At 66.7% G+C, this 19302-nt stretch carries 16 protein-coding genes and 1 tRNA gene; 10 read left to right on the plus strand and 7 right to left on the minus strand.

The genetic code is table 11. The annotated features are described in order from the left end of the window. Positions 1 to 64: 64 nt before the first annotated feature. A complete protein-coding gene (locus AMB_RS03685) occupies positions 65 to 829 on the plus strand; it encodes a cytidylyltransferase domain-containing protein (protein ID WP_011383161.1) in 765 nt (254 codons plus the stop codon). On the opposite strand, the gene AMB_RS03690 is transcribed toward AMB_RS03685, so the two are convergent. The 3 genes from AMB_RS03690 to AMB_RS03700 form a co-directional block, all read right to left on the minus strand. Then, a complete protein-coding gene (locus AMB_RS03690; RefSeq protein WP_043743348.1) occupies positions 813 to 1580 on the minus strand; it encodes a hypothetical protein in 768 nt (255 codons plus the stop codon). The genes AMB_RS03685 and AMB_RS03690 overlap by 17 nt on opposite strands. Positions 1581 to 1670: 90 nt before the next feature. Next, positions 1671 to 3953, minus strand: coding sequence for an NADP-dependent malic enzyme (locus AMB_RS03695; RefSeq protein WP_043745954.1), 2283 nt, complete (start codon positions 3951 to 3953; stop codon positions 1671 to 1673). Positions 3954 to 4183: 230 nt separating this feature from the next. After that, a tRNA-Leu gene (locus tag AMB_RS03700) sits at positions 4184 to 4270 on the minus strand. Between the two features lie 90 nt (positions 4271 to 4360). Here AMB_RS03700 and lipB point away from each other — a divergent pair. Then, positions 4361 to 5002 carry a lipoyl(octanoyl) transferase LipB gene (lipB, locus tag AMB_RS03705; protein WP_269446069.1) on the plus strand — a complete coding sequence of 214 codons (642 nt, stop codon included), beginning with the start codon at positions 4361 to 4363 and terminating at the stop codon, positions 5000 to 5002. On the opposite strand, the gene AMB_RS03710 is transcribed toward lipB, so the two are convergent. The 3 genes from AMB_RS03710 to AMB_RS03720 form a co-directional block, all read right to left on the minus strand. Beyond that, positions 4999 to 6456, minus strand: a complete 1458-nt coding sequence (locus AMB_RS03710) for a CoA transferase (RefSeq protein ID WP_011383165.1) — start codon at positions 6454 to 6456, stop codon at positions 4999 to 5001. The two genes, lipB and AMB_RS03710, sit on opposite strands and share 4 nt — an antisense overlap. A gap of 170 nt (positions 6457 to 6626) precedes the next feature. Next, positions 6627 to 7448 (minus strand): bacteriohemerythrin, encoded by an 822-nt coding sequence (locus tag AMB_RS03715; RefSeq protein ID WP_043743349.1) that lies wholly within the window; start codon positions 7446 to 7448, stop codon positions 6627 to 6629. Positions 7449 to 7511: 63 nt separating this feature from the next. Further along, positions 7512 to 8069 carry a hypothetical protein gene (locus tag AMB_RS03720; protein WP_043743350.1) on the minus strand — a complete coding sequence of 186 codons (558 nt, stop codon included), beginning with the start codon at positions 8067 to 8069 and terminating at the stop codon, positions 7512 to 7514. 262 nt (positions 8070 to 8331) lie between these two features. Here AMB_RS03720 and AMB_RS03725 point away from each other — a divergent pair, with 262 nt between their 5' ends. The 7 genes from AMB_RS03725 (at position 8332) to AMB_RS03750 (ending at position 17096) form a co-directional block, all read left to right on the plus strand. Continuing rightward, complete coding sequence (locus AMB_RS03725) at positions 8332 to 10617, plus strand: ATP-dependent helicase (RefSeq protein ID WP_043743351.1); 2286 nt, start codon at positions 8332 to 8334, stop codon at positions 10615 to 10617. 68 nt (positions 10618 to 10685) lie between these two features. Then, positions 10686 to 11585: a 50S ribosomal protein L11 methyltransferase gene (locus tag AMB_RS03730; RefSeq protein ID WP_011383169.1), complete on the plus strand. Its 900-nt coding sequence runs from the start codon at positions 10686 to 10688 to the stop codon at positions 11583 to 11585. A 108-nt stretch (positions 11586 to 11693) separates the two neighbouring features. After that, complete coding sequence (locus AMB_RS26275; protein WP_011383170.1) at positions 11694 to 12857, plus strand: methyl-accepting chemotaxis protein; 1164 nt, start codon at positions 11694 to 11696, stop codon at positions 12855 to 12857. Then, complete coding sequence (locus tag AMB_RS23145; RefSeq protein WP_050750619.1) at positions 12776 to 13690, plus strand: methyl-accepting chemotaxis protein; 915 nt, start codon at positions 12776 to 12778, stop codon at positions 13688 to 13690. Before AMB_RS26275 ends, AMB_RS23145 begins: the two co-directional genes overlap by 82 nt. A gap of 143 nt (positions 13691 to 13833) precedes the next feature. Continuing rightward, entirely contained in the window at positions 13834 to 15873 is a 2040-nt protein-coding gene (locus tag AMB_RS03740; RefSeq protein WP_011383172.1) for a putative bifunctional diguanylate cyclase/phosphodiesterase, read from the plus strand. Beyond that, entirely contained in the window at positions 15873 to 16364 is a 492-nt protein-coding gene (locus tag AMB_RS03745) for a prolyl-tRNA synthetase associated domain-containing protein (RefSeq protein ID WP_011383173.1), read from the plus strand. Before AMB_RS03740 ends, AMB_RS03745 begins: the two co-directional genes overlap by 1 nt. A gap of 108 nt (positions 16365 to 16472) precedes the next feature. Beyond that, positions 16473 to 17096: an MlaC/ttg2D family ABC transporter substrate-binding protein gene (locus AMB_RS03750; RefSeq protein ID WP_231848960.1), complete on the plus strand. Its 624-nt coding sequence runs from the start codon at positions 16473 to 16475 to the stop codon at positions 17094 to 17096. Between the two features lie 7 nt (positions 17097 to 17103). Here AMB_RS03750 and AMB_RS03755 read toward each other — a convergent pair whose 3' ends face one another. Beyond that, positions 17104 to 17592, minus strand: coding sequence for a hypothetical protein (locus AMB_RS03755; protein WP_011383174.1), 489 nt, complete (start codon positions 17590 to 17592; stop codon positions 17104 to 17106). Between the two features lie 136 nt (positions 17593 to 17728). On the opposite strand from AMB_RS03755, the gene guaA reads away from it, so the two are divergent. Beyond that, positions 17729 to 19285 carry a glutamine-hydrolyzing GMP synthase gene (gene guaA, locus AMB_RS03760; protein ID WP_011383175.1) on the plus strand — a complete coding sequence of 519 codons (1557 nt, stop codon included), beginning with the start codon at positions 17729 to 17731 and terminating at the stop codon, positions 19283 to 19285. The last annotated feature ends 17 nt before the right edge of the window (positions 19286 to 19302 follow it).

Raw genomic sequence — 19302 nt, forward strand, 5'->3', positions numbered from 1 at the left:
GTTTTAAAACCGGCATCATCGTCGCAGGCGGAGATCCCTCTCCTGCGGCTCGGGATGACACTCCATGACCGCCGTGGTCATCGTCCAGGCCCGCATGGGCTCGACCCGGCTGCCGGGCAAGATCCTGAAGGGCCTGGGCGGCATGAGCGCCCTGGCCCAGTGCCTGCGCCGGTGCAAGGCCATTCCCGGCATCGACCGGGTGGTCTGCGCCATCCCCGAAGGCGAGGCCGAGGCGCCGGCGGTGGCCGAGGCCCAACGCTGTGGCGCCCTGGTGGTGCGCGGCCCCTCCGACGACGTGCTGAAGCGCTATGCCCTGGCGGCGCGGGCGGCGGGCGCCGACATCGTCATGCGGGTGACCAGCGACTGTCCGCTGATCGACCCGGATTTGTGCGGGCGGCTGCTGGCCAAGCTCAGGGCCGAGGGGCTGGATTACTGCTGTAACAACCTGCCGCCCTCCTGGCCCCACGGGCTGGATGCCGAGGTGTTCCGGGCCACCGCCCTGTTCGAGGCCGAGGACAAGGCGACAGAGCCCTTCGACCGTGAACACGTCACCCCCTGGCTGCGCCGCGCGCCGCACCTCAAGCGCGGCAATATCGCCCGCGAGGAAGGCGACCTGTCCCACCAATGCCGGTGGACGCTCGACTACCCGGAGGATTACGCCTTCCTGGCGGCGCTGTTCGAGCGCCTGCCCGAAGCCATCGTGTCCATGGAGGCGGTGCTGGCGGTGCTGGCGGCCAACCCCGCGCTGGCCGATATCAACGCCATGCGCCGGGGTGTCCGGGCGATGCCCGTTCCGGCCAAGGGGGCGTCGGTCAGCGACCGGCGATGAACCGGTCCACGGCGCGATAAGCGTCTTCCTCGCTGCCCAGGAACATGTGGTAGCCCGCGTGGCAGACGTCGCCGCGCCCGGCCGTGCCGCCATCCACCCAGGCGAAGTCCACGTCCGTCTTGCCGGCGGCCCGCAGGGATTCGTAGATATCGACGTCGGCGGCGGGATTGGCCTTCGAGCAGGCGTCGCGGCGATGGTGCAGGAACAAGATGGGCAATCCCACGTCGGCGCCCACCTTCACCCCCACCCGCGACGAGCTGAGGATGGCGCCCGCCACCAGATCACGATGGGTGCGGATGAACTCGGCGACGCTGATGGCGCCATTGCTGTGGCCCTGCAGCCAGGCCGGCATGCCGAAGCGCTGGCGGTAGAACCGCACGACGCTTTCGATGCGGCGCTGGTGGTCGCTGGAAATGCGCGAGGTGGGAAAGACCGGATCGGTGGGCAGGGCGTAGGGGCTGCCGAAGATCACCACGTGCAGGTTGCCAGAACTCTGCGCCGGTTCGGACAGGGGCTTGAAGACCCGGCTGTAGATGCCGCCCAGATCGGTCTTGCCCGGCTGCAGGCCGATATGGCCTTCGCCGCCGGGAATCATGATCAGCACCGCCTTGGGGTGCGGGGATTCCCACAGGAAGGTCTGGGTCGGATCATCCGCGCCATCGGCCATGGGGACGGGGATCACCTCCGCTCCAGCGGGGCAAAGCGGCGCGACGCCCAGAAGAAGGGCGAACAGGAACCAGGAAGCCCGCATGATGCTTCTCCGTCCGAAAGAGAATGGCCCCGGATGCTTCGGCAAAAGCATCCGGGGCCATCATCGCACAGGTTCCTGGTGGGAAGCTGACTACCGTCCCCGGCCGGCGTGCATCTGGGCATCCACCGCCGCCAGGGCGGTGATGTTGATGATGTTGCGCACCGTGGCCGAGGGCGTCAGCACGTGGGCGGGCTGGGCGATGCCCATCAGGATCGGTCCCACCGACAGGGCGTCGCCCGCCACCTTCAGCAGGTTGAACGAGATGTTGGCGGCGTCCAGCGTCGGCATGACCAGCAGGTTGGCGGCGCCCTTCAGCTTGGAATTGGGGAAGATGCGGGTGCGGATTTCCTCGGACAGGGCCGCGTCGCCGTGCATCTCGCCCTCGGCCTCCAGATAGGGGGCCTTTTCGCGCAGCAGGGCCAGGGCGTCGCGCTGGCGCTGGGCCGAGGCGGTCTGGCGGTTGCCGAAATTGGCGTGGGACAGGAAGGCCACCTTGGGCTCGATACCGAAGCGTCGCACCTCTTCCGAGGCCAGCAAGGTCATGTCGCAGATCTGCTCGGGGGTCGGCTCGGGCGTCACATAGGTGTCGCAGATGAAGAAGGTGCCGATCGGCATGATCAGCAGGTTCATGGCGGCCGGGACCTTGACGCCTTCCCGCGTGCCGATGACGTTGAGGATGTGGGACAGGTGCTTGTCATAGCGGCCGATGGTGCCGCAGATCATGGCGTCCACTTCCTTGCGCTTCAGCATCAGGGTGCCGATCACCGTGTTGCGGGTGCGGACCACGGTGCGGGCGTATTCCGGGCTGACGCCCTGGCGCTCCATGATGGAGTGGTAAAGGCGCCAGTACTCGTTGAAGCGGGGATCGTCCTCGGGATCGCACAGGTCGAAGTCCTGGTCGATGCGCAGGCGCAGGTCCAGGTCCTGAATGCGCTTTTCCACCACTTCGCGGCGGCCGATCAGCACGGGACGGGCCAGCCCCTCGTCCACCACGGTCTGGGCGGCATGCAGCACGCGGCGGCCCTCGCCCTCGCAATAGACCACGCGGCGCATGTCCTGGCGGGCGCGGTCGAACACCGGCTTCATCACCAGGCCAGAGCGGAACACGAACTGGTTGAGCCGGTCCATGTAGACGTCGAAATCGATGATGGGGCGCCGCGCCACGCCCGATTCCATGGCCGCCTTGGCCACCGCCGGGGCGATCTTGATGATCAAGCGGGAATCGAACGGCTTGGGGATCAGGTATTCCGGCCCGAAGGTCAGTGGCGCGGTGCCATAGGCGGCGCGCACCCGCTCATCGGATTCGGCCATGGCGAGATTGGCCAGCGCATAGACGCAGGCCAGCTTCATGGCGTCGTTGATCTCGGTGGCGCCCACGTCCAGGGCGCCGCGGAAGATGTAGGGGAACACCAGGACGTTGTTGACCTGGTTGGGATAGTCCGAGCGGCCGGTGGCGATGATGGCGTCGGGACGCACCGCCTTGACCTCGTCGGGCAGGATTTCCGGGGTGGGATTGGCCAGGGCGAAGACGATGGGCTTTTGCGCCATCTTGTCGACCATCTCGCCGGTCAGCACGCGGGGCGCGGACAGGCCCAGGAAGATGTCGGCGCCCTCGATGACCTCGGCCAGAGTGCGCATGTCGGTCTTCTTGGCATAGATGGACTTGTACTCGTCCATCAGCTCGGTGCGGCCCTCGTAGACCACGCCCTTGATGTCGGTGACCCAGACGTTCTCGCGCTTGACGCCCAGCTTGACCAGCAGGTTGAGGCAGGCCAGCGCGGCGGCGCCGGCGCCCGAGGCCACCAGCTTGACGTCGGCGATGTCCTTGCCCACCACGCGCAGCGCGTTGACCATGGCGGCGCCCACCACGATGGCGGTGCCGTGCTGGTCGTCGTGCATGACCGGGATCTTCACCCGCTCCTGCAGCTTGCGCTCGACCTCGAAACACTCGGGGGCCTTGATGTCTTCAAGGTTGATGGCGCCGAAGGTGGGCTCCATGGCGGCGATGATGTTCACCAGCTTGTCCGGGTCAAGCTCGGCCAGCTCCATGTCGAACACGTCGATGCCGGCGAACTTCTTGAACAGGACGCCCTTGCCCTCCATCACCGGCTTGGCGGCCAGGGGGCCGATGGGGCCGAGGCCCAGCACGGCGGTGCCGTTGGTCACCACGGCCACCAGATTGCCGCGCGCCGTCACATCGGCGGCGCTGTCCTCGTCGGCGACGATCAGCTCGCAGGCGGCGGCCACACCGGGGGAATAGGCCAGCGCCAGGTCGCGCTGGGTGGCCAGCGGCTTGGTGGGGGTGACGCTGATCTTACCGGGGGTGGGCAGGCGATGGTATTCCAGCGCCGCGTCGCGCAACTCGTCGGACATGCTCATGGGAACGGCAACCTCTGGCGTAATGTTATTTCTTGGACCGGGCCGATACCATACTCGCTTGGGGGCGCCGCGCAAAGCCTCTGATCGGATGAATTTCGGAAAACCACAGGAAATGCAATGGTATGGCGGTATGACCACTGCGTTGGCGCCGAGTCATAAAATTGCGCGAATGCCCCAAAACAACCAAGCCCGCCGGGGTTGCCGGCGGGCTTGACAGGTTCAGATGGTGCGGCCAAGAAGACTCGAACTTCCACGGGAGTTACCCCACAAGCACCTCAAGCTTGCGCGTCTACCAGTTCCGCCATGGCCGCGTTCTCCGGTAGCCTCGAAGGGCTTGCCAACGAGGAGACAGGGGAATACCAAATCACCTCGACCGAATCAAGCACGCTCTCCCGGAGTCCCTGATGAATTATCCCGTCGAGTGGCGGATTTCCGATTCTCCCGTGGATTATCCCCAGGCGATCGCCGCCATGGAGGAGCGCGTCGCCGCCATTCGGGCCGGCACTGCGCCCGAGCTGGTGTGGCTGCTGGAGCATCCGCCGCTCTATTCGGCGGGGACCAGCGCCGACCCCCGCGATCTGGTCGATCCCGGCCGCTTTCCCGTCTACGAGACCGGGCGGGGCGGGCAGTACACCTATCACGGCCCCGGCCAGCGGGTGGCCTATGTGCTGCTCGACCTCAAGCGGCGCGGCGCCGATGTGCGGGTCTATGTCTGCAATCTGGAGGAATGGCTGATCCGCACCCTGGCGCGCTTCGTGGTCAAGGGCGAGCGGCGGACGGGCCGGGTCGGCATCTGGGTGGACCGGGGAGGAGGGCGCGAGGACAAGATCGCTGCCATCGGCGTGCGGGTCCGTCACTGGGTGACGTTTCACGGCATTGCGCTGAACGTCGACCCCGATCTGTCCCACTTCGAGGGCATCGTGCCCTGCGGTATCCGCGAGCACGGCGTCACCTCCTTGTGGGATCTGGGCCTGACCCCCACCATGGATGATGTGGACTGTGCCCTGATGGCCACCTTTCCCGAGGTGTTCGGGGCGGATTAGCGTGGCACGGAGAAGTCCACCGGCACCGCCGGCCCGTCGGGCTGCGAGGGCATCAGGGGCCAGACCGGTTCGTGGGCCGCCATGGGCGGGGAGGGAAGCTCCCAATAGGCCCGGGTCTCCTCGAAGCGCGCCACCGGCCCCAGGAAGCGCAGGCGGCCTTCCGGCGTGTCGCGGGTGGTTTCCAGGGCGCGGATGGTCTCGGGCGGCACGGTGATGCCGGCCGGCTTGGCGCCGATGCCGCCCAGGGACTGAATCCACAGGGCGGTTCGCGACAGCGAGACCCGCACGTGGTAGCTGCCGCCCTCCGTTGCCCGGCGCAGCAGCGCCACGGCCATGCCATAGGCGGCCAGATAGCCCGTGGTGTAATCGGTGGGAATGACCGGGCTGACCCGGGGCTCGGCGATGGAGCCGTCGGCCACGGCCATGCCCGACGCCGCCTGGGCCAGTTGTTCCCAGCCCCGTCTGCCGTTCCACGGTCCGCCCTCGCCGAAACAGCTGAGCGACATGCAGATGATGCCGGGCCGCAGCTTCACCGCGTCCTCGACCGAGAATCCCAGCCCGGCGACGGCGCCGGGGCGGTAGTTCTGGGCGAAGATGTCGGCCTCGGCCAGCAGGGCGCGCATGCGGGCGGCCTCGGGCTGGCGCTTCAGGTCCATCACCGTGGACAGCTTGCCGTGGCCGGTGTCCAGGATGAAGGCGGGAATGATCGGGCGGTCCGGCGGGCGGATGCGCAGCACGGTGGCGCCCTGTTCGGCCAGGGTCCGGGTGGCGGTCGGCCCGGCCAGCACGTCGGTGAGGTCGATGACCCGGATGCCGGACAGGGGGCGGGCCGCGGGCTTCAACGGTTCGGGCGGGCTGTCGCCGATGCGCTCGACGCTGACCACCGGCTGGGCGGCCAGCCAGGCGCCCTGGGGATGGTCCAGCCATTCCTGGCGGGTACGGGCGACGTTGCCGCACAGGCCCCGCGCGGCGATGGCATCCTCCAGCTCGAAGGCATTCCACTGCGCCACCTTGGCGCGGATGCGCTCGATGCTGTTGGGACAGTCCAGCAGTTCCAGCAGGCCGTTGCGCAGGTGGGGGTAGCCGGCATGAAGATGAATGGCCCGGCCGTCCCGCGTCGGATGGAAATTGGTCAGGGGATAGTTGATGTCGGTATAGGGCACCGTATAGCCGCGCCGGGTCATCAGGGTCACGGATTCCAGGGAAAGCGCCGCGGCGCCCACATCCACCGCCACATGCTGCCTTCGTCCGCTGCGCCGGCGCCAGATCTCGGCGATGGCGGCACCCTGGGCCGCCAGGATTGCGGCGGCGGCCTCGCCCACCCGGTGGGTGGTGGGAAAGTAGGGATCCTGCCCGGTGATGTCGATGGTCCCGCCCGGCCGGTCGGACAGCCCGCCCAGTGCCAGCAATTCGGCCAACGCCCTGGCCGCAGGCTTCTCCAATTGCGCCGACATCGCGCTTTTCTCCGGCTATTTTACAGCTATAAGTAGCTCATACGCCATATGGACGTATCACTCGGCTACGCTGTTTACCCTATAGCTGTTTCCGGAGAAACAAAAGAATGGTCAAGCGGGTATATACTTAAATGCATACACTTAATCGATGCATTGGACAAAGGGCTGCCTTAGCCTTTGACCAGGTGGTTGAGCAGGCGCCCAAGGTTCTTGGGATTGAAGGCTTTGGGGTAAAGGCCGGTGGCGCCGGCCTCCATCACTTTCTGGATGAGGTCGGCGTCGTCGGTATCGCTCAGCAGCAGCAGCGGAATGCGGGCGATGTAGGCCTTGTTGCTGCCGCGCAGCGCTCCGGCCAGAGCGGAGCCGTCCAGGGGCTCGGCTTCCAGGTCGCAGATGATGAAGTCGGGAACCGGATCGCCGAAGGCCATGGCCAGCCCCTTGATGCCGTCCTCAGCCTGCAGCACCCTGGCCGCTCCCAGGCCGGTCAGCAGATCGGCCAGACGTCCCCGGCGGGCGGCATCGGAATCGATGACCAGGGCGGCCAGATCGTGGGACGCCAGCTTTTCCGGGGCGGCGTCCGGGTCCTTGGGGGGCGCCACCCAGTCGCGCATGCCGGTGTCGAATTTCTTGACGTGGCCGATCAGCCAGGCCTTGAGCAACTCGTTGACCTCCAGCACCGAGGACTCGTTCAGGGGCTTGGTCTTGGCGATGAAATAGGCCCGGGCGATCTCGCGCACCTGATCCAGCAAGGCTTTGTGCTCGTGGAAATGGCCCGGTTGAAGGGGATACAGGCACTGGCGCTGAATGCGCTCCTCGCGGCTGAAGTGGTCCCGGCCATAAGCCAGCAGGGATTTCAGCGTCTCGTGCAGGACCTGCGAATTGTCCGCGGCTTTCGAGTGTTCGAGAAACTCGTTGATGATCTCGATCAGCCGCTGGTGATCGGCATCGATCACCGGATGGCCGATTCGCAGGTCGTCGGTCAGTTCAAGCATCGCCATGTCCCCCCGGAGCGCTGATGGATCCCTTGGAATCTATCGTATGCCCCGGGGAGAGAGCTAGTAGGCGTAGCCGATCTTCAGCATGGTCAGCCAGTTGTCGGCGCTCGACGCGCCGCCCACCCGTTCATCGCCGGCCCACTGATAGCGGCTTTCCAGGCCGACCATCAGCTGGCCCGCGGTGTAATAGGCGCTGGCGCCCAGTTGGACGGTGACCATGTCGGGGCTGGGGCCGGACTCGGAATGGGTGAAGACCCAGCCCACCCCCGGTCCGCCGCCCACCCACAGATTCTCGACGATGGGAATCATGTAGTGCGGGTTGAACTCCAGGGTCTGAAGCTCGAGGCCGCCATGGTCAAAGCGGTTATAGCTGAACTGGTCGCGGATCTTGCCGTAGGGCAGCTGGAACAGCGGGTCGTCGACGGCCAGTTCGAAGCCGCCGGCCAGACCGCTGCCGACCGAGGAATCGGGAACCATGGCGCCCATCTTCAGGGCAACGGTGGTGTTGGCCGACCAGCCGTGCTGGGCGGCGGCGGGGAAGGCCCAGTCCCCGCCCCAGGCGGGAAGGGCAATGGCCGTCAGGGCGAGGGTGGCGGCGATGAGAAGGCGTTTGCGCATGGCGGACCTCCCTGCTTACGGGTGGAACGCGCTCCTATGTCAAGGAGTCTGGGCCTCGCGGGGCTTCGCTTCAATGAACCGCCTCACAGAGCGGCATTGCAGGAATAGCTGGGACTGGGATTCATGTTCGCCCCTCTGCCTAAGCGCGTGCCTACGGCACGCCTGGCCGCGGCCTCGATGGCCGCTGGAGCGATCTGTGTCAGATTCAGCGCAGGTTGCTCCACCGTTGCACGGTGGGACCGGTTCCGCCAATATCCGCTCCATGTCCGACCCCTTCGCCCTTGATGACGAGGCTCCCGCCTCTCCGCCCCCGTCCCGTGCTTCCGGCCCCCGGCCGGTGCCGCCCGATGCCCCCTGGCTGCAAGGCCTCAACCCCGAGCAGTTCCAGGCGGTGACCACCACCGACGGCCCGGTGCTGGTGCTGTCGGGGGCCGGCACGGGCAAGACCAAGGTGCTGACCTCGCGCCTTGCCCATATCCTGGCCTCCAACCTGGCCCAGCCCTGGCAGTGTCTTGCCGTGACCTTCACCAACCGCGCGGCGCGCGAGATGAAGGAGAGGGTGGGGCAACTGGTCGGGCCGGTGTCCGATGGCATCTGGCTGGGCACCTTCCACTCGCTGTGCCTGCGCATCCTGCGCTCGCACGCCGAGGCGGTGGGGCTGGGCGGCGACTTCACCGTGCTGGATTCAGACGACCAGATGCGGGTCCTGAAGCAGGTGATGGCCGAGGCCCATGTGGACCCCAAGGGCACACCGCCCCAGGGGCTGATGGCCACCATCCAGCGCTGGAAGGACCGCGCCGTCACCCCCGACAAGGCGGCGGCCGACGGCGGCGCCGAGGGGCAGGCCAAGACGCTGTACCGCGCCTATCAGGACCGCCTCCGGTCGCTCAACGCCTGTGACTTCGGCGATCTGCTGCTGCACGTGCTGACCGTGTTCCTGAGCGACGCCGAGGCGCTGGCCCGCTGGCAGGGCCGCTTCCGCTATCTGCTGGTGGACGAGTACCAGGACACCAACGTCGCCCAGTATCTGTGGCTGCGGCTGCTGGCCCAGACCCACCGCAACATCTGCTGCGTCGGCGACGACGACCAGTCCATCTATTCCTGGCGCGGGGCCGAAGTGGGCAACATCCTGCGCTTCGAGAAGGACTTCCCCGGGGCCAAGGTGGTGCGGCTGGAAAGCAACTACCGCTCGACGCCCCATATCCTGGCGGCGGCGTCGACCCTGATCGCCAACAACGAGGGGCGGCTGGGCAAGACGCTGCGTCCCGGCATCATCCACGAGCCCGAGGCCATCGAGAAGATCCGCACCAAGGCGGTGTGGGACGGCGAAGCCGAGGCCCGCATGGTCGCCGAGGAGATCGAGACCCTGCAGCGCCGGGGCGAGAAGCTCTCCTCCATGGCCATCCTGGTGCGCGCCGGCTTCCAGACCCGCGAGTTCGAGGAACGGCTGATCACCACCGGCATTCCCTACCGCGTCATCGGCGGCCCGCGCTTCTACGAGCGGCTGGAGATCCGTGACGCCATGGCCTATCTGCGGCTGGTGGTCTCGGCCGCCGACGGGCTGGCCTTCGAGCGGGTGGTCAATACCCCCAAGCGCGGCCTGGGCGAGGCGGCGGTGCAGACCATTCACATGGTGGCCCGCGCCGAGCAGGTGCCGCTGCTCGAAGCGGCGCGGCGGCTGGTGGACACCGATGAGCTGAAGCCCAAGGCCCGTCAGGCCCTGGCCCGCTTCATCGAGGATGTGGACCGCTGGCGCTCCTTGCTGGAGTCCATGCCCCATCCCGAACTGGCCGCCACCATTCTGGACGAGTCCGGCTATGTGGACATGTGGAAGGCCGACAAATCGGCGGACGCGCCGGGACGGGTGGAAAACCTGAAGGAACTGGTGGCGGCGCTGGAGGAATACGATTCCCTGGCCAGCTTCCTCGAACACGTGGCCCTGGTCATGGAGAACGATTCCCGCGCCGACCTGGACAGCGTGGTGATCATGACGCTGCACGGCGCCAAGGGGCTGGAATTCGACTCGGTGTTCCTGCCCGGCTGGGAAGAGGAGGTGTTCCCCCATTCCCGTGCCCTGGCCGAATCCGGCACCAAGGGGCTGGAGGAGGAGCGCCGCCTGGCCTATGTGGGCCTGACCCGCGCCCGCAAGCGGGTGCTGGTGTCGTTCGCCGCCAACCGCCGCATCTACAACCAGTGGAAGTCGCAGCTTCCGTCGCGCTTCGTCGAGGAACTGCCCGAGTCCCATGTGGAGCGCTCGGGCGAGCGCGGCCTGCATGGCGGCGGGCTGGCGGAATCCAAGGCCGCCTGGAACGACCCCGCCTGGAGCCGCGCCCGCTTTGGCCAGCCCCGCCGCGAGACCGCCGCCGCTCCCTCCTGGGGGCAGGCCAAGCCGCGGGAAAGCGCCGGCGGCTTCAAGCCCGGCGCCCGCGTCTTTCACGACAAGTTCGGCAACGGCACCGTGCTGTCCCTGGACGGCAACAAGCTGGAAATCGCCTTCGACAAGGCGGGCATCAAGAAGGTGCTCGACAGTTTCGTGTCGGCGGTGTAGCCGAAGGACGAAACCCTCATCCCCCGCCCGCGCCCGGGATGACAGGATCACAGGAAAGAGACACGCCCATGCCCCCCGTCTTCCCCGACATCTGGCGCCTGCGCCTCACCGTCTCCATGGAGACCCTTCCGGTGTTCGAGGAGGTGTTCGAGCGCCATGCCGAGGCGGTGACCATGTTCATGGAGGACCGTTCGGGCATTTCCGACGGCGAGTGCGATTGGTTCCTGGAAGGCTTTTCCCGCACGCCGCCCGATCGCACCGCCATCGTTTCGGCCATGGCCGCATTGGCCGCCGCCAACGGCATCGATGCGCCGCCGCTGGAGATCGAGATGCTGCCCAACGTGGATTGGGTGCTGGAGAATCTGCGCGACTTCCCGCCCATCAGCGCCGGGCGGTTCTTCGTCCACGGCTCCCACTGGGAGGGCAAGCCGCCGGTGGGCTCCATCGGCATCGAGATCGACGCCGGCACCGCCTTCGGCTCGGGCGAGCACGCCACTACAAGGGGGTGCCTGCTGGCCCTGGATGCCCTGGCCAAGAAGCAGCGGCGCCGGGCGGTGCTCGATCTGGGCTCGGGCTCGGGAATTCTCGGCATCGCGGCGGCCAAGTGCTGGGCCACCATGGTGGTGTGCACCGACATCGACCCCTCGGCGGTCAAGGTGCTGGCCGGCAATGCCGCCAATAACGGCGTCGGCCGCTTCGTCACCGCCGTGGTCAGCGACGGCTACCGCAATCCGGTGGTGGGGCGGGGCAAGCCCTATGACCTGATCTTCTCCAACATCCTGGCGCGGCCGCTGTGCCGCTTCGCCCCCGATCTGGCCGCCCACCTGGCCCCCGGCGGCCTGGCGATCCTGTCGGGCCTGCTGGAGCGCCAGGAGCGCATGGTCATGGCCAATCATGAACGCCAGGGTTTGACGTTGAAGAACAGAATTGTCATCGACGGTTGGGCGACCTTGGTCATCGGCCGATAGGGTGGGGTTAATACCTTAGACCGTTAGACATAGTGTCTATGACCTGAGATTTCATAAGGCAGGACATCATCTGTCCCTGGGTGAGTATTACCCTGGGGAGGGTGAGTCATGCACTTGTCGCTGAAGCTCAGGATTTTCGCCGCCGTCGGTCTGGTCGGACTGGCGGCCGTCGCCATGGCCCTGGTGGGCATCCGTTCCATGGCCACCTATCACCAGCACGTGATGGAGATGCAATCCGCGTCCCAGCGGGCGGTGATCGGCGAGAAGGTCAACGGCCTGATCAACGCGGTGGTGATGGATTCCCGCGGGGTCTACATGAGCCGCGACGCCCGCGAGGCGGAGAAATACGCTCCCGCCATTCTCAAGAACGTGGCCGAGATCAGCCGGCTGATGGCCGACTGGACCGCGCTGGTTCCCGAAGCCGAACGCGGCGCCTTCAAGCCCGCCGTCGAGCAGGCCGCCCAGTTCGCCGCCTTCCGCGCCGAGCTGGTCCGCCTGGGGCGCGAGGTCAGTACCGCCGAGGCCCGCACCTTTGGCGACAACGACGCCAACCGCGCCAACCGCCAGGCCCTGAACAAGCAGATCGAGGCCCTGGCCGCCGCCAACTCGGCCAAGGTCAGCGACCTGGTCCAGGGGCTGGACGAGTTCTACGAAAGCCGCCTGCAGGCCATGATCTGGCTGGCGGTGCTGGGCCTGGCCGCCGGAATCGGCTGGGCGGCCTGGACGGCCTTCAAGCGGGTGTCCCAGCCCATCAACGACATGACCGCCACCATGCGGGAACTGGCCGGCGGCCATCTGGCGGTGGAGATCCCCTCGGTGGAGGCCCATGACGAAATCGGCGAGATGGCCCGTGCCGTCCGGGTCTTCCGCGACGCCATGCGGGCGGCCGAGGCCATGCGTCAGGCGCAGGAGAAGGAGCGCGAGGCGGCTTTCGCCGAGCGGGTCTCCGCCCTGCAATCCATGGCCGAGACCGTGGAACTGGAAACCCGCGCCGCCGTCGAGCAGGTGGCGGCCCAGACCGCGCTGATGGCCGAGAATGCCGGCCAGATGGCCAATTCCGCCGGCGCGGTGGGCGGCAGCAGCCAAAGCGTCGCCGCCGCCGCCAGTCAGGCCTGTCCAACGCCCAGACGGTCTCCGCCGCCGCCGAGGAGCTGTCGGCCTCCATCCGCGAGATCGGCCAGCAGATCGCCTTGGCCGGGCAGGTCACCGGCGGCGCCGTCGCTTCCGCCGAAAAGGCCCAGGGAACCATCACCCGCCTGTCGGCCGCCGTGAACCGCATCGGCGAGGTGGCCAACCTGATTCAGGACATCGCCAGCCAGACCAATCTGCTGGCGCTCAACGCCACCATCGAGGCAGCGCGGGCGGGCGAGGCGGGCAAAGGCTTTGCGGTGGTGGCCAACGAGGTCAAGAACCTCGCCAACCAGACCGCCAAGGCCACCGAGGAGATCTCGGCCCAGATCGGCGAGGTCCAGGCCAGCACCGTCGACGCCGTCGCCTCGGTCGCCGAGATCGCCGCCGCCATCAAGGAGGTGGAGGGCGTCTCGGTCAGCGTGGCCGGGGCCATCCGCCAGCAGGACGCCGCCACCCAGGACATCGCCCGCAACATCGCTCAGACCACCTCCGCCGCCCGCGAAGTGGCCGAGCGCATCGCCGAGGTGTCGGAGGAGGCCGGCATCACGGGCGAGCGGGCCGCCAGGGTCAACCACATCTCCGTGGACGTGGCCCGCTCCATCGAGAGCCTGAAGAGCGTCATCGTCAGGGTGGTGCGCACCGCCACCAAGGAAGTGGACCGCCGCAACGCGCCGCGCTACGCCCTTGGCGTCAAGGGGCTGGTGGACATGGGCGGCGCCGAGGTGCCGGTGGTGTTCGACGAGGTTTCCGAACGGGGCCTGACCATCCAGGGCGACGTCTGCCCGGTGGCCAAGGGCATGCGGGTCAAGGTGCGCATCGAGGGATGCTCGGTGGCGCTGTCCATGGTCGGGCGGGAATGCGAGAACGGCCGCCTGCACGGCAATCTGGAGCTCACCCCCGACGTGGAGACCCGCTGGCAGGAGGAATTCCAGCGTCTCATCCTCGGCCGCCATCCCATCCGCGATGCCGCCTGACCAAATGGATTATACGGTTCGTCAACATTCACCTCGTTAGGGCACAATTTGTCGCAATCTGTGGAAAAGTTGGACAGGAGCGCTCTTGATGAGTATCAAGGGCGCGGGGAGTAGGGCTCTGATTTGACGTGTTCCGGGGGGAAATGGACGACTTGAAATTCAAGGCCAGGATCAGCATCACCCGAGTTGTGTTTCTGCTGTCCCTGACGGCGACCGTGCTGGCGCTTGGCGTGGTTGTCCTCATCTCCGGCCATGTGCGCGAGAAGTCGGTGAACGACCTCGCCCGCGACGAGGCGCGCCAGACCTCGACCCTGGTGTTCGAGACCCTTTACGCCGCCATGCGCAAGGGCTGGAGCAAGGATGAGATCGGCGAGGTGATCACCCGTCTGCAGGTGGCGCTGCCCGACCTGTCCATCCACGTCATCCGCGGCCGTCCGGTGATCGAGCAGTTCGGCGAGATCGCCAACGACGTCGCCATCGTCCGTCACGATCCGCTGCTGCAGGAGGTGCTGGCCTCGGGCAAGGAGACGCTGCTGCCCAGCCCCACAGGCATCCGCTACCTCTATCCCCTGATCGTCAGGGAGGAGTGCCTGGCCTGCCATACCGCGGCCAAGGTGGGCGACATCAACGGCGTCATCGACATCGTCTATCCGGTGCATGCGCTGAAGGTATCGCTGGATTACGTGTTGAACACGGTGCTGGCCTATTTCTTCGCCATCCTGCTGCTGCTGTCGGCGGCGCTGTACTTCAAGCTGAAGGTCTTCGTGGCGCGGCCCATCACCAACATGGTGGCGCTGATGCAGGAGATCATCCTGCACACCGACCTGTCGCGCCGCGTCGAGACCAAGGGCATCATCGCCGAAGTGGCCGACCTGTCCGACTATTTCAACAAGCTGCTGCGCACGGTGGAGGAATACCAGCACCGGCTGGAGGACCTGTCCATCCGCGACCCGCTGACCCGACTCTACAACCGGCGCAAGTTCGACGAGTTCCTCGACCACGAGATCGACCGCGCCCAGCGGCACGGCCATCCCTTCTGCGTCGCCCAGATCGACCTGGACGACTTCAAGAACATCAACGACACCTTCGGCCATCCCATCGGCGATCTGGTGTTGAAGGAACTGGCCAGCGTGCTCTACCGCGAGGTGCGGCGCACCGATGTGGTGGCCCGGGTCGGCGCCGACGAGTTCGCGGTGCTGCTGCCGGAAACCACCATGGAGGAGGGCGTCGCTGCCGCCGAGAAGCTGCGCCAGGCCGTGGCCGACTGCCAGTTGGGGCTGCCGGTGGGCGGCGTGCGCATCACCGCGTCCATTGGCCTGGTGGGCTATCCCGATAATGCCGACGACGCCCAGAAGCTGGCCATCGCCGCCGACGTGGCCATCTACAAGGCCAAGCGCTCGGGCAAGAATCAGGTGGCGGTGATCGGCGAGGGCGAGGACGCCACCGTGGCCATCTTCAGCCAGGGCGAAATGGTGCGCAGCGCCTTGGCCGAGGGACGGCTGGTGCCGTTCTTCCAGCCCATCGTCGCCGCCGAGGACGGCTCCGTCGCCGCTTACGAGGTGCTGGCTCGGGTGGTGGACGGCGATCAGGCGGTCTGTGCCGGCGATTTCATCGAATCCGCCGAGGAACTGGGGCTGGCCGGCGAGATCGACGCCGCCGTGTTCGACGGCGCCCTGGAGGCCATGGCGGCGGGCAAGCTGGGCGATGCCAAGATCTTCGTCAACCTGTCGGCCAAGAGCCTGACCGACCGCGAGCGCATGATGGCCATCCCCGAACGGCTGCACGCCGCCGGGGTGTCGCCGTCGCGGGTGGTGTTGGAAATCACCGAGCGCGAGGCCCTGCCCCATTTCGGCGACATCGTCGCCATGATCAACGAGTTGCGCAGCACCGGACTGGGCTTCGCCCTGGACGATTTCGGCTCGGGCTTCTCGTCCTTCCTCTATCTCAAATACATCACCGTCGATTACGTCAAGATCGAGGGCAGCTTCATCCGCCACGTGGTCACCGACGAGCGCGACCGCATCATGGTCGAGCACATCCATTCCATGGCCCGGCGCTTCGGCATGATCACCATCGCCGAATTCGTCGAGGACGAGGACACCATGGTGCTGCTGCGCAAGATGGGGATCAACCTGTGCCAGGGCTTCCATATCGCGGTGCCCAAGCCCATTCACAAGCTGTGATGCCCGCCGCGACGCCCGATGACCTGTTCGCCCTGTTCGACCGCCTGGACATCCGGGCGGTCACCCATCACCACGAGCCGGCCTTCACGGTGGAGGAGGGGCACCGGGTGTGGGGCGCCATCCCCGGGGTTCACTGCAAGAACCTGTTCCTCAAGGATGGCAAGGGGCAGTTGTGGCTGGTAGTGGCGCCGGCCGAGCGCCGCGTCGACCTCAAATCCCTGCCGGCCAGGATCGGTTCGGCGCGGCTGTCCTTCGGCTCGGCCCCGCTGCTGACCGAAGTCCTGGGCATCGAGCCCGGATCGGTGACCCCTTTCGCGGTGATCAACGACACGGATCATCGGGTGAACGTGGTGCTGGATTCCTGGATGATGGACCAGGACCTGATCAACTATCACCCTTTGCGCAATCATATGACCACCACCGTGACCCCGGCCGAGCTGATTCGCTTTTTCGGACACACGGGACACGCTCCCCTGACCGTCGAACTATAGCCGAGGGTATTGCCCCCTCTCCCTGAATTGCGCTATTTCCTCTGCCTGATTGGGACGTTCGATGGGGCCTTTTCGAAAATGGTAATGACCTTTGTACGGTGTCTCGCTGTGGCCGTCGTCCTGGTGCTCGGTGTTTTCCTGGGAACAGGTGTCGCTGCCGCAGCCGATGTGGAGATGGGGCGCAAGACCGTTCAAAGCGCGGTGGACGAGGGAATCGCCACCTTTGTCGGCAAGAAGCTCCCCCTGCCCGAGCGGGCTTCGCGCCTGGATGGCCTGCTGCGCCGCTATGTGGACCCGTCCATGCTGTCGGCCAGCCTTCTCGGGCGCTATTGGGGCAAGATCAGCGAGGACGAGCAGAAGGCCTTCACCGAACTGTTCGTGCGTTACTTGGTGACGTCCTATGTGGGCATTCTGGGTCGTGCCGAGCCCGGCACCACCCTCAAGGTGACCTCGGGAACCGACCTGGGGGGGCGGGTCAAGGTGCAGTCCGTCGCCATGCTGCCCTCCCAGCCGGGCGAGCCCATTCCGGTGGAGTGGGAGGTGGCCAATGCCCCCGACGGCCATCCGGTGATCATGGATCTCACCGCCCAGGGGGTCAGTCTCATCCGTGCCATGAAAGACGATTTCGCCTCGGTGCTGCGCAGCTCGGGCGGCAAGGTCCAGCCCCTGATGGAGGCCCTGCAGCGCAAGATCGAGTCCAACGAAAAGGAAAACGCCGCCCTGGCCGGGTGATGACGGCTCAGGCTCCCAGGTAGACCAGCTTCTCGCCCTCGACGAACTCGCCCGACACGGCAAGATCCTTGAAGAAGTCGACCACCGCGCGGGCCTGGCCGGTCAGCGCGTTGATGGGGCCGGGCTTCAGTCCCAGGCCATGGGCCTTGAGCAGCCGGGGCTCGGCCTCCTTGGCGGCGAAGTACAGCGCCACGTCGTCGCCCTTGGGCGCCGCCATCAGGGTCAGGCGCGCCGCATCCACGTATTGCACCAGGAACAGGCCGGGGGCCAGGCGGGCGGCGCGGGCCTTGCCGGTGGGGCCGTCCGGGGTCGCCACGTCGTATTGCTTCTCCGCCGCGTTCCAGGTGACCCGCACCTCGACGCCGTCGGGGCGGCGATAGCGGCCGTCCTTGACCCCATCCACCCGGACCGAGGCGGCGGGCGCGACGGTGTCGCCCTCCACCTGATAGCAGGCGGGCAGCAACAGTACGAACAGCAGGGCGGCGAGGCGGCGCATGGGGAATCCTTCCGGCGGAATTGTGGCTGGACCCTATCACCCCTCGGGGCATGGTGAAATTGACCTCGGCCAAGTACTTGTTCCGCCCAGGACGAATCGCTAAAGTCCGCGCCTTGAACGCCCCCCGGAGGAAGTCATGTCCGAGCGCATCCTGATCGTCGATTTCGGCTCGCAGGTGACCCAGTTGATCGCGCGCCGCGTGCGCGAGGCCGGTGTCTACTGCGAAATCCATCCCTTCAACCGGGTCTCCGTCGACAGCATCCGCGAGTTCGGCCCCAAGGGCGTGATCCTGTCGGGCGGCCCGGCCTCGGTGGCCGATTTCGGCAGCCCCCGCGCCCCCCAGGGCCTGTTCGAGATGGGCCTGCCCATCCTCGGCATCTGCTACGGCCAGCAGACCATGTGCGAGCAGTTGGGCGGCAAGGTCGAGCCGGGCGACCACCGCGAGTTCGGCCGCGCCATGCTCCAGGTCTCGGGCGAGCCCTGCGCCCTGTTCGACGGCATCGCCGCCAAGGGTGACGAGGTCCAGGTGTGGATGAGCCACGGCGATCGCGTCACCGCCATTCCCCCGGGCTTCAAGGTGGTCGCCACCTCGGAAGGGGCGCCCTTCGCCGCCATTGCCAATGCGGACAAGCGGTTCTACGGCGTGCAGTTCCACCCCGAGGTGGTGCACACCCCCATCGGCAAGCAATTGCTGTCCAATTTCGTCCACAAGATCGTCGGCTGCGCCGGCGACTGGACCATGAAGGCCTTCCGCGCCCAGGAAATCGCCAAGGTACGCGCCCAGGTGGGGTCGGGCCGGGTGATCTGCGGCCTGTCGGGCGGCGTGGATTCCTCGGTGGTGGCGGCCCTGCTGCACGAAGCCATCGGCGATCAGCTGACCTGCGTGTTCGTCGACACTGGCTTCATGCGGGCCGGCGAGTCCGAGCAGGTGGTCAGTGTCTTCCGCGACCGCTTCAACATCAAGCTGGTGCACAAGGACGCCTCGGGCCTGTTCCTCGACAAGCTGGCCAGTCTCACCGATCCCGAGAAGAAGCGCAAAATCATCGGCGCCACCTTCATCGACGTGTTCGAGGAGGAGGCCAAGGCGGTGGGCGGCGCCGACTTCCTGGCCCAGGGCACCCTCTATCCCGACGTGATCGAAAGCGTCAGCTTCACCGGCGGGCCGTCGGTAACCATCAAGAGCCACCACAATGTTGGCGGCCTGCCCGAGCGCATGAACATGAAGCTGGTGGAACCGCTGCGCGAGCTGTTCAAGGACGAGGTCCGCGCCCTTGGCCGCGAATTGGGCCTGCCGGCCGACATGGTCGGCCGCCATCCCTTCCCCGGCCCCGGCCTGGCCATCCGCATCCCCGGCCAGCCGCTGACCCGCGAGAACCTGGACATCCTCAGGAAGGCCGATTCCATCTATCTCGACGAGATCCGCAAGGCGGGCCTTTATGACGAGATCTGGCAGGCCTTTGCCGTGCTGCTGCCGGTCCGCACCGTGGGCGTGATGGGCGATTCGCGCTCCTACGACTACGCCTGCGCGCTGCGCGCTGTCACCAGCACCGACGGCATGACCGCCGATTTCTATCCCTTCGACATGGCCTTCATCGGCCGGGTGGCCAATCGCATCATCAACGAGGTCAAGGGCATCAACCGGGTGACCTACGACATCACCAGCAAGCCGCCGGGCACGATTGAATGGGAGTGACGGTTACCGGCCGGAGT

It is taken from the genome of Paramagnetospirillum magneticum AMB-1, assembly GCF_000009985.1.
Classification (GTDB): domain Bacteria; phylum Pseudomonadota; class Alphaproteobacteria; order Rhodospirillales; family Magnetospirillaceae; genus Phaeospirillum; species Phaeospirillum magneticum.

Excerpts from the sequence above, each read along its gene's own strand:
- AMB_RS03685 (WP_011383161.1), top strand. The coding sequence starts at position 65 with ATGACCGCCGTGGTCATCGTCCAGGCCCGCATGGGCTCGACCCGGCTG.
- AMB_RS03720 (WP_043743350.1), bottom strand. The coding sequence starts at position 8,069 with ATGCGCAAACGCCTTCTCATCGCCGCCACCCTCGCCCTGACGGCCATT.
- AMB_RS03690 (WP_043743348.1), bottom strand. The coding sequence starts at position 1,580 with ATGCGGGCTTCCTGGTTCCTGTTCGCCCTTCTTCTGGGCGTCGCGCCG.
- AMB_RS03695 (WP_043745954.1), bottom strand. The coding sequence starts at position 3,953 with ATGTCCGACGAGTTGCGCGACGCGGCGCTGGAATACCATCGCCTGCCC.
- AMB_RS03715 (WP_043743349.1), bottom strand. The coding sequence starts at position 7,448 with ATGCTTGAACTGACCGACGACCTGCGAATCGGCCATCCGGTGATCGAT.
- AMB_RS03730 (WP_011383169.1), top strand. The coding sequence starts at position 10,686 with ATGCCCCCCGTCTTCCCCGACATCTGGCGCCTGCGCCTCACCGTCTCC.
- AMB_RS03740 (WP_011383172.1), top strand. The coding sequence starts at position 13,834 with ATGGACGACTTGAAATTCAAGGCCAGGATCAGCATCACCCGAGTTGTG.
- AMB_RS03745 (WP_011383173.1), top strand. The coding sequence starts at position 15,873 with ATGCCCGCCGCGACGCCCGATGACCTGTTCGCCCTGTTCGACCGCCTG.
- AMB_RS03725 (WP_043743351.1), top strand. The coding sequence starts at position 8,332 with ATGTCCGACCCCTTCGCCCTTGATGACGAGGCTCCCGCCTCTCCGCCC.
- guaA (WP_011383175.1), top strand. The coding sequence starts at position 17,729 with ATGTCCGAGCGCATCCTGATCGTCGATTTCGGCTCGCAGGTGACCCAG.
- AMB_RS26275 (WP_011383170.1), top strand. The coding sequence starts at position 11,694 with ATGCACTTGTCGCTGAAGCTCAGGATTTTCGCCGCCGTCGGTCTGGTC.
- AMB_RS03755 (WP_011383174.1), bottom strand. The coding sequence starts at position 17,592 with ATGCGCCGCCTCGCCGCCCTGCTGTTCGTACTGTTGCTGCCCGCCTGC.
- AMB_RS03710 (WP_011383165.1), bottom strand. The coding sequence starts at position 6,456 with ATGTCGGCGCAATTGGAGAAGCCTGCGGCCAGGGCGTTGGCCGAATTG.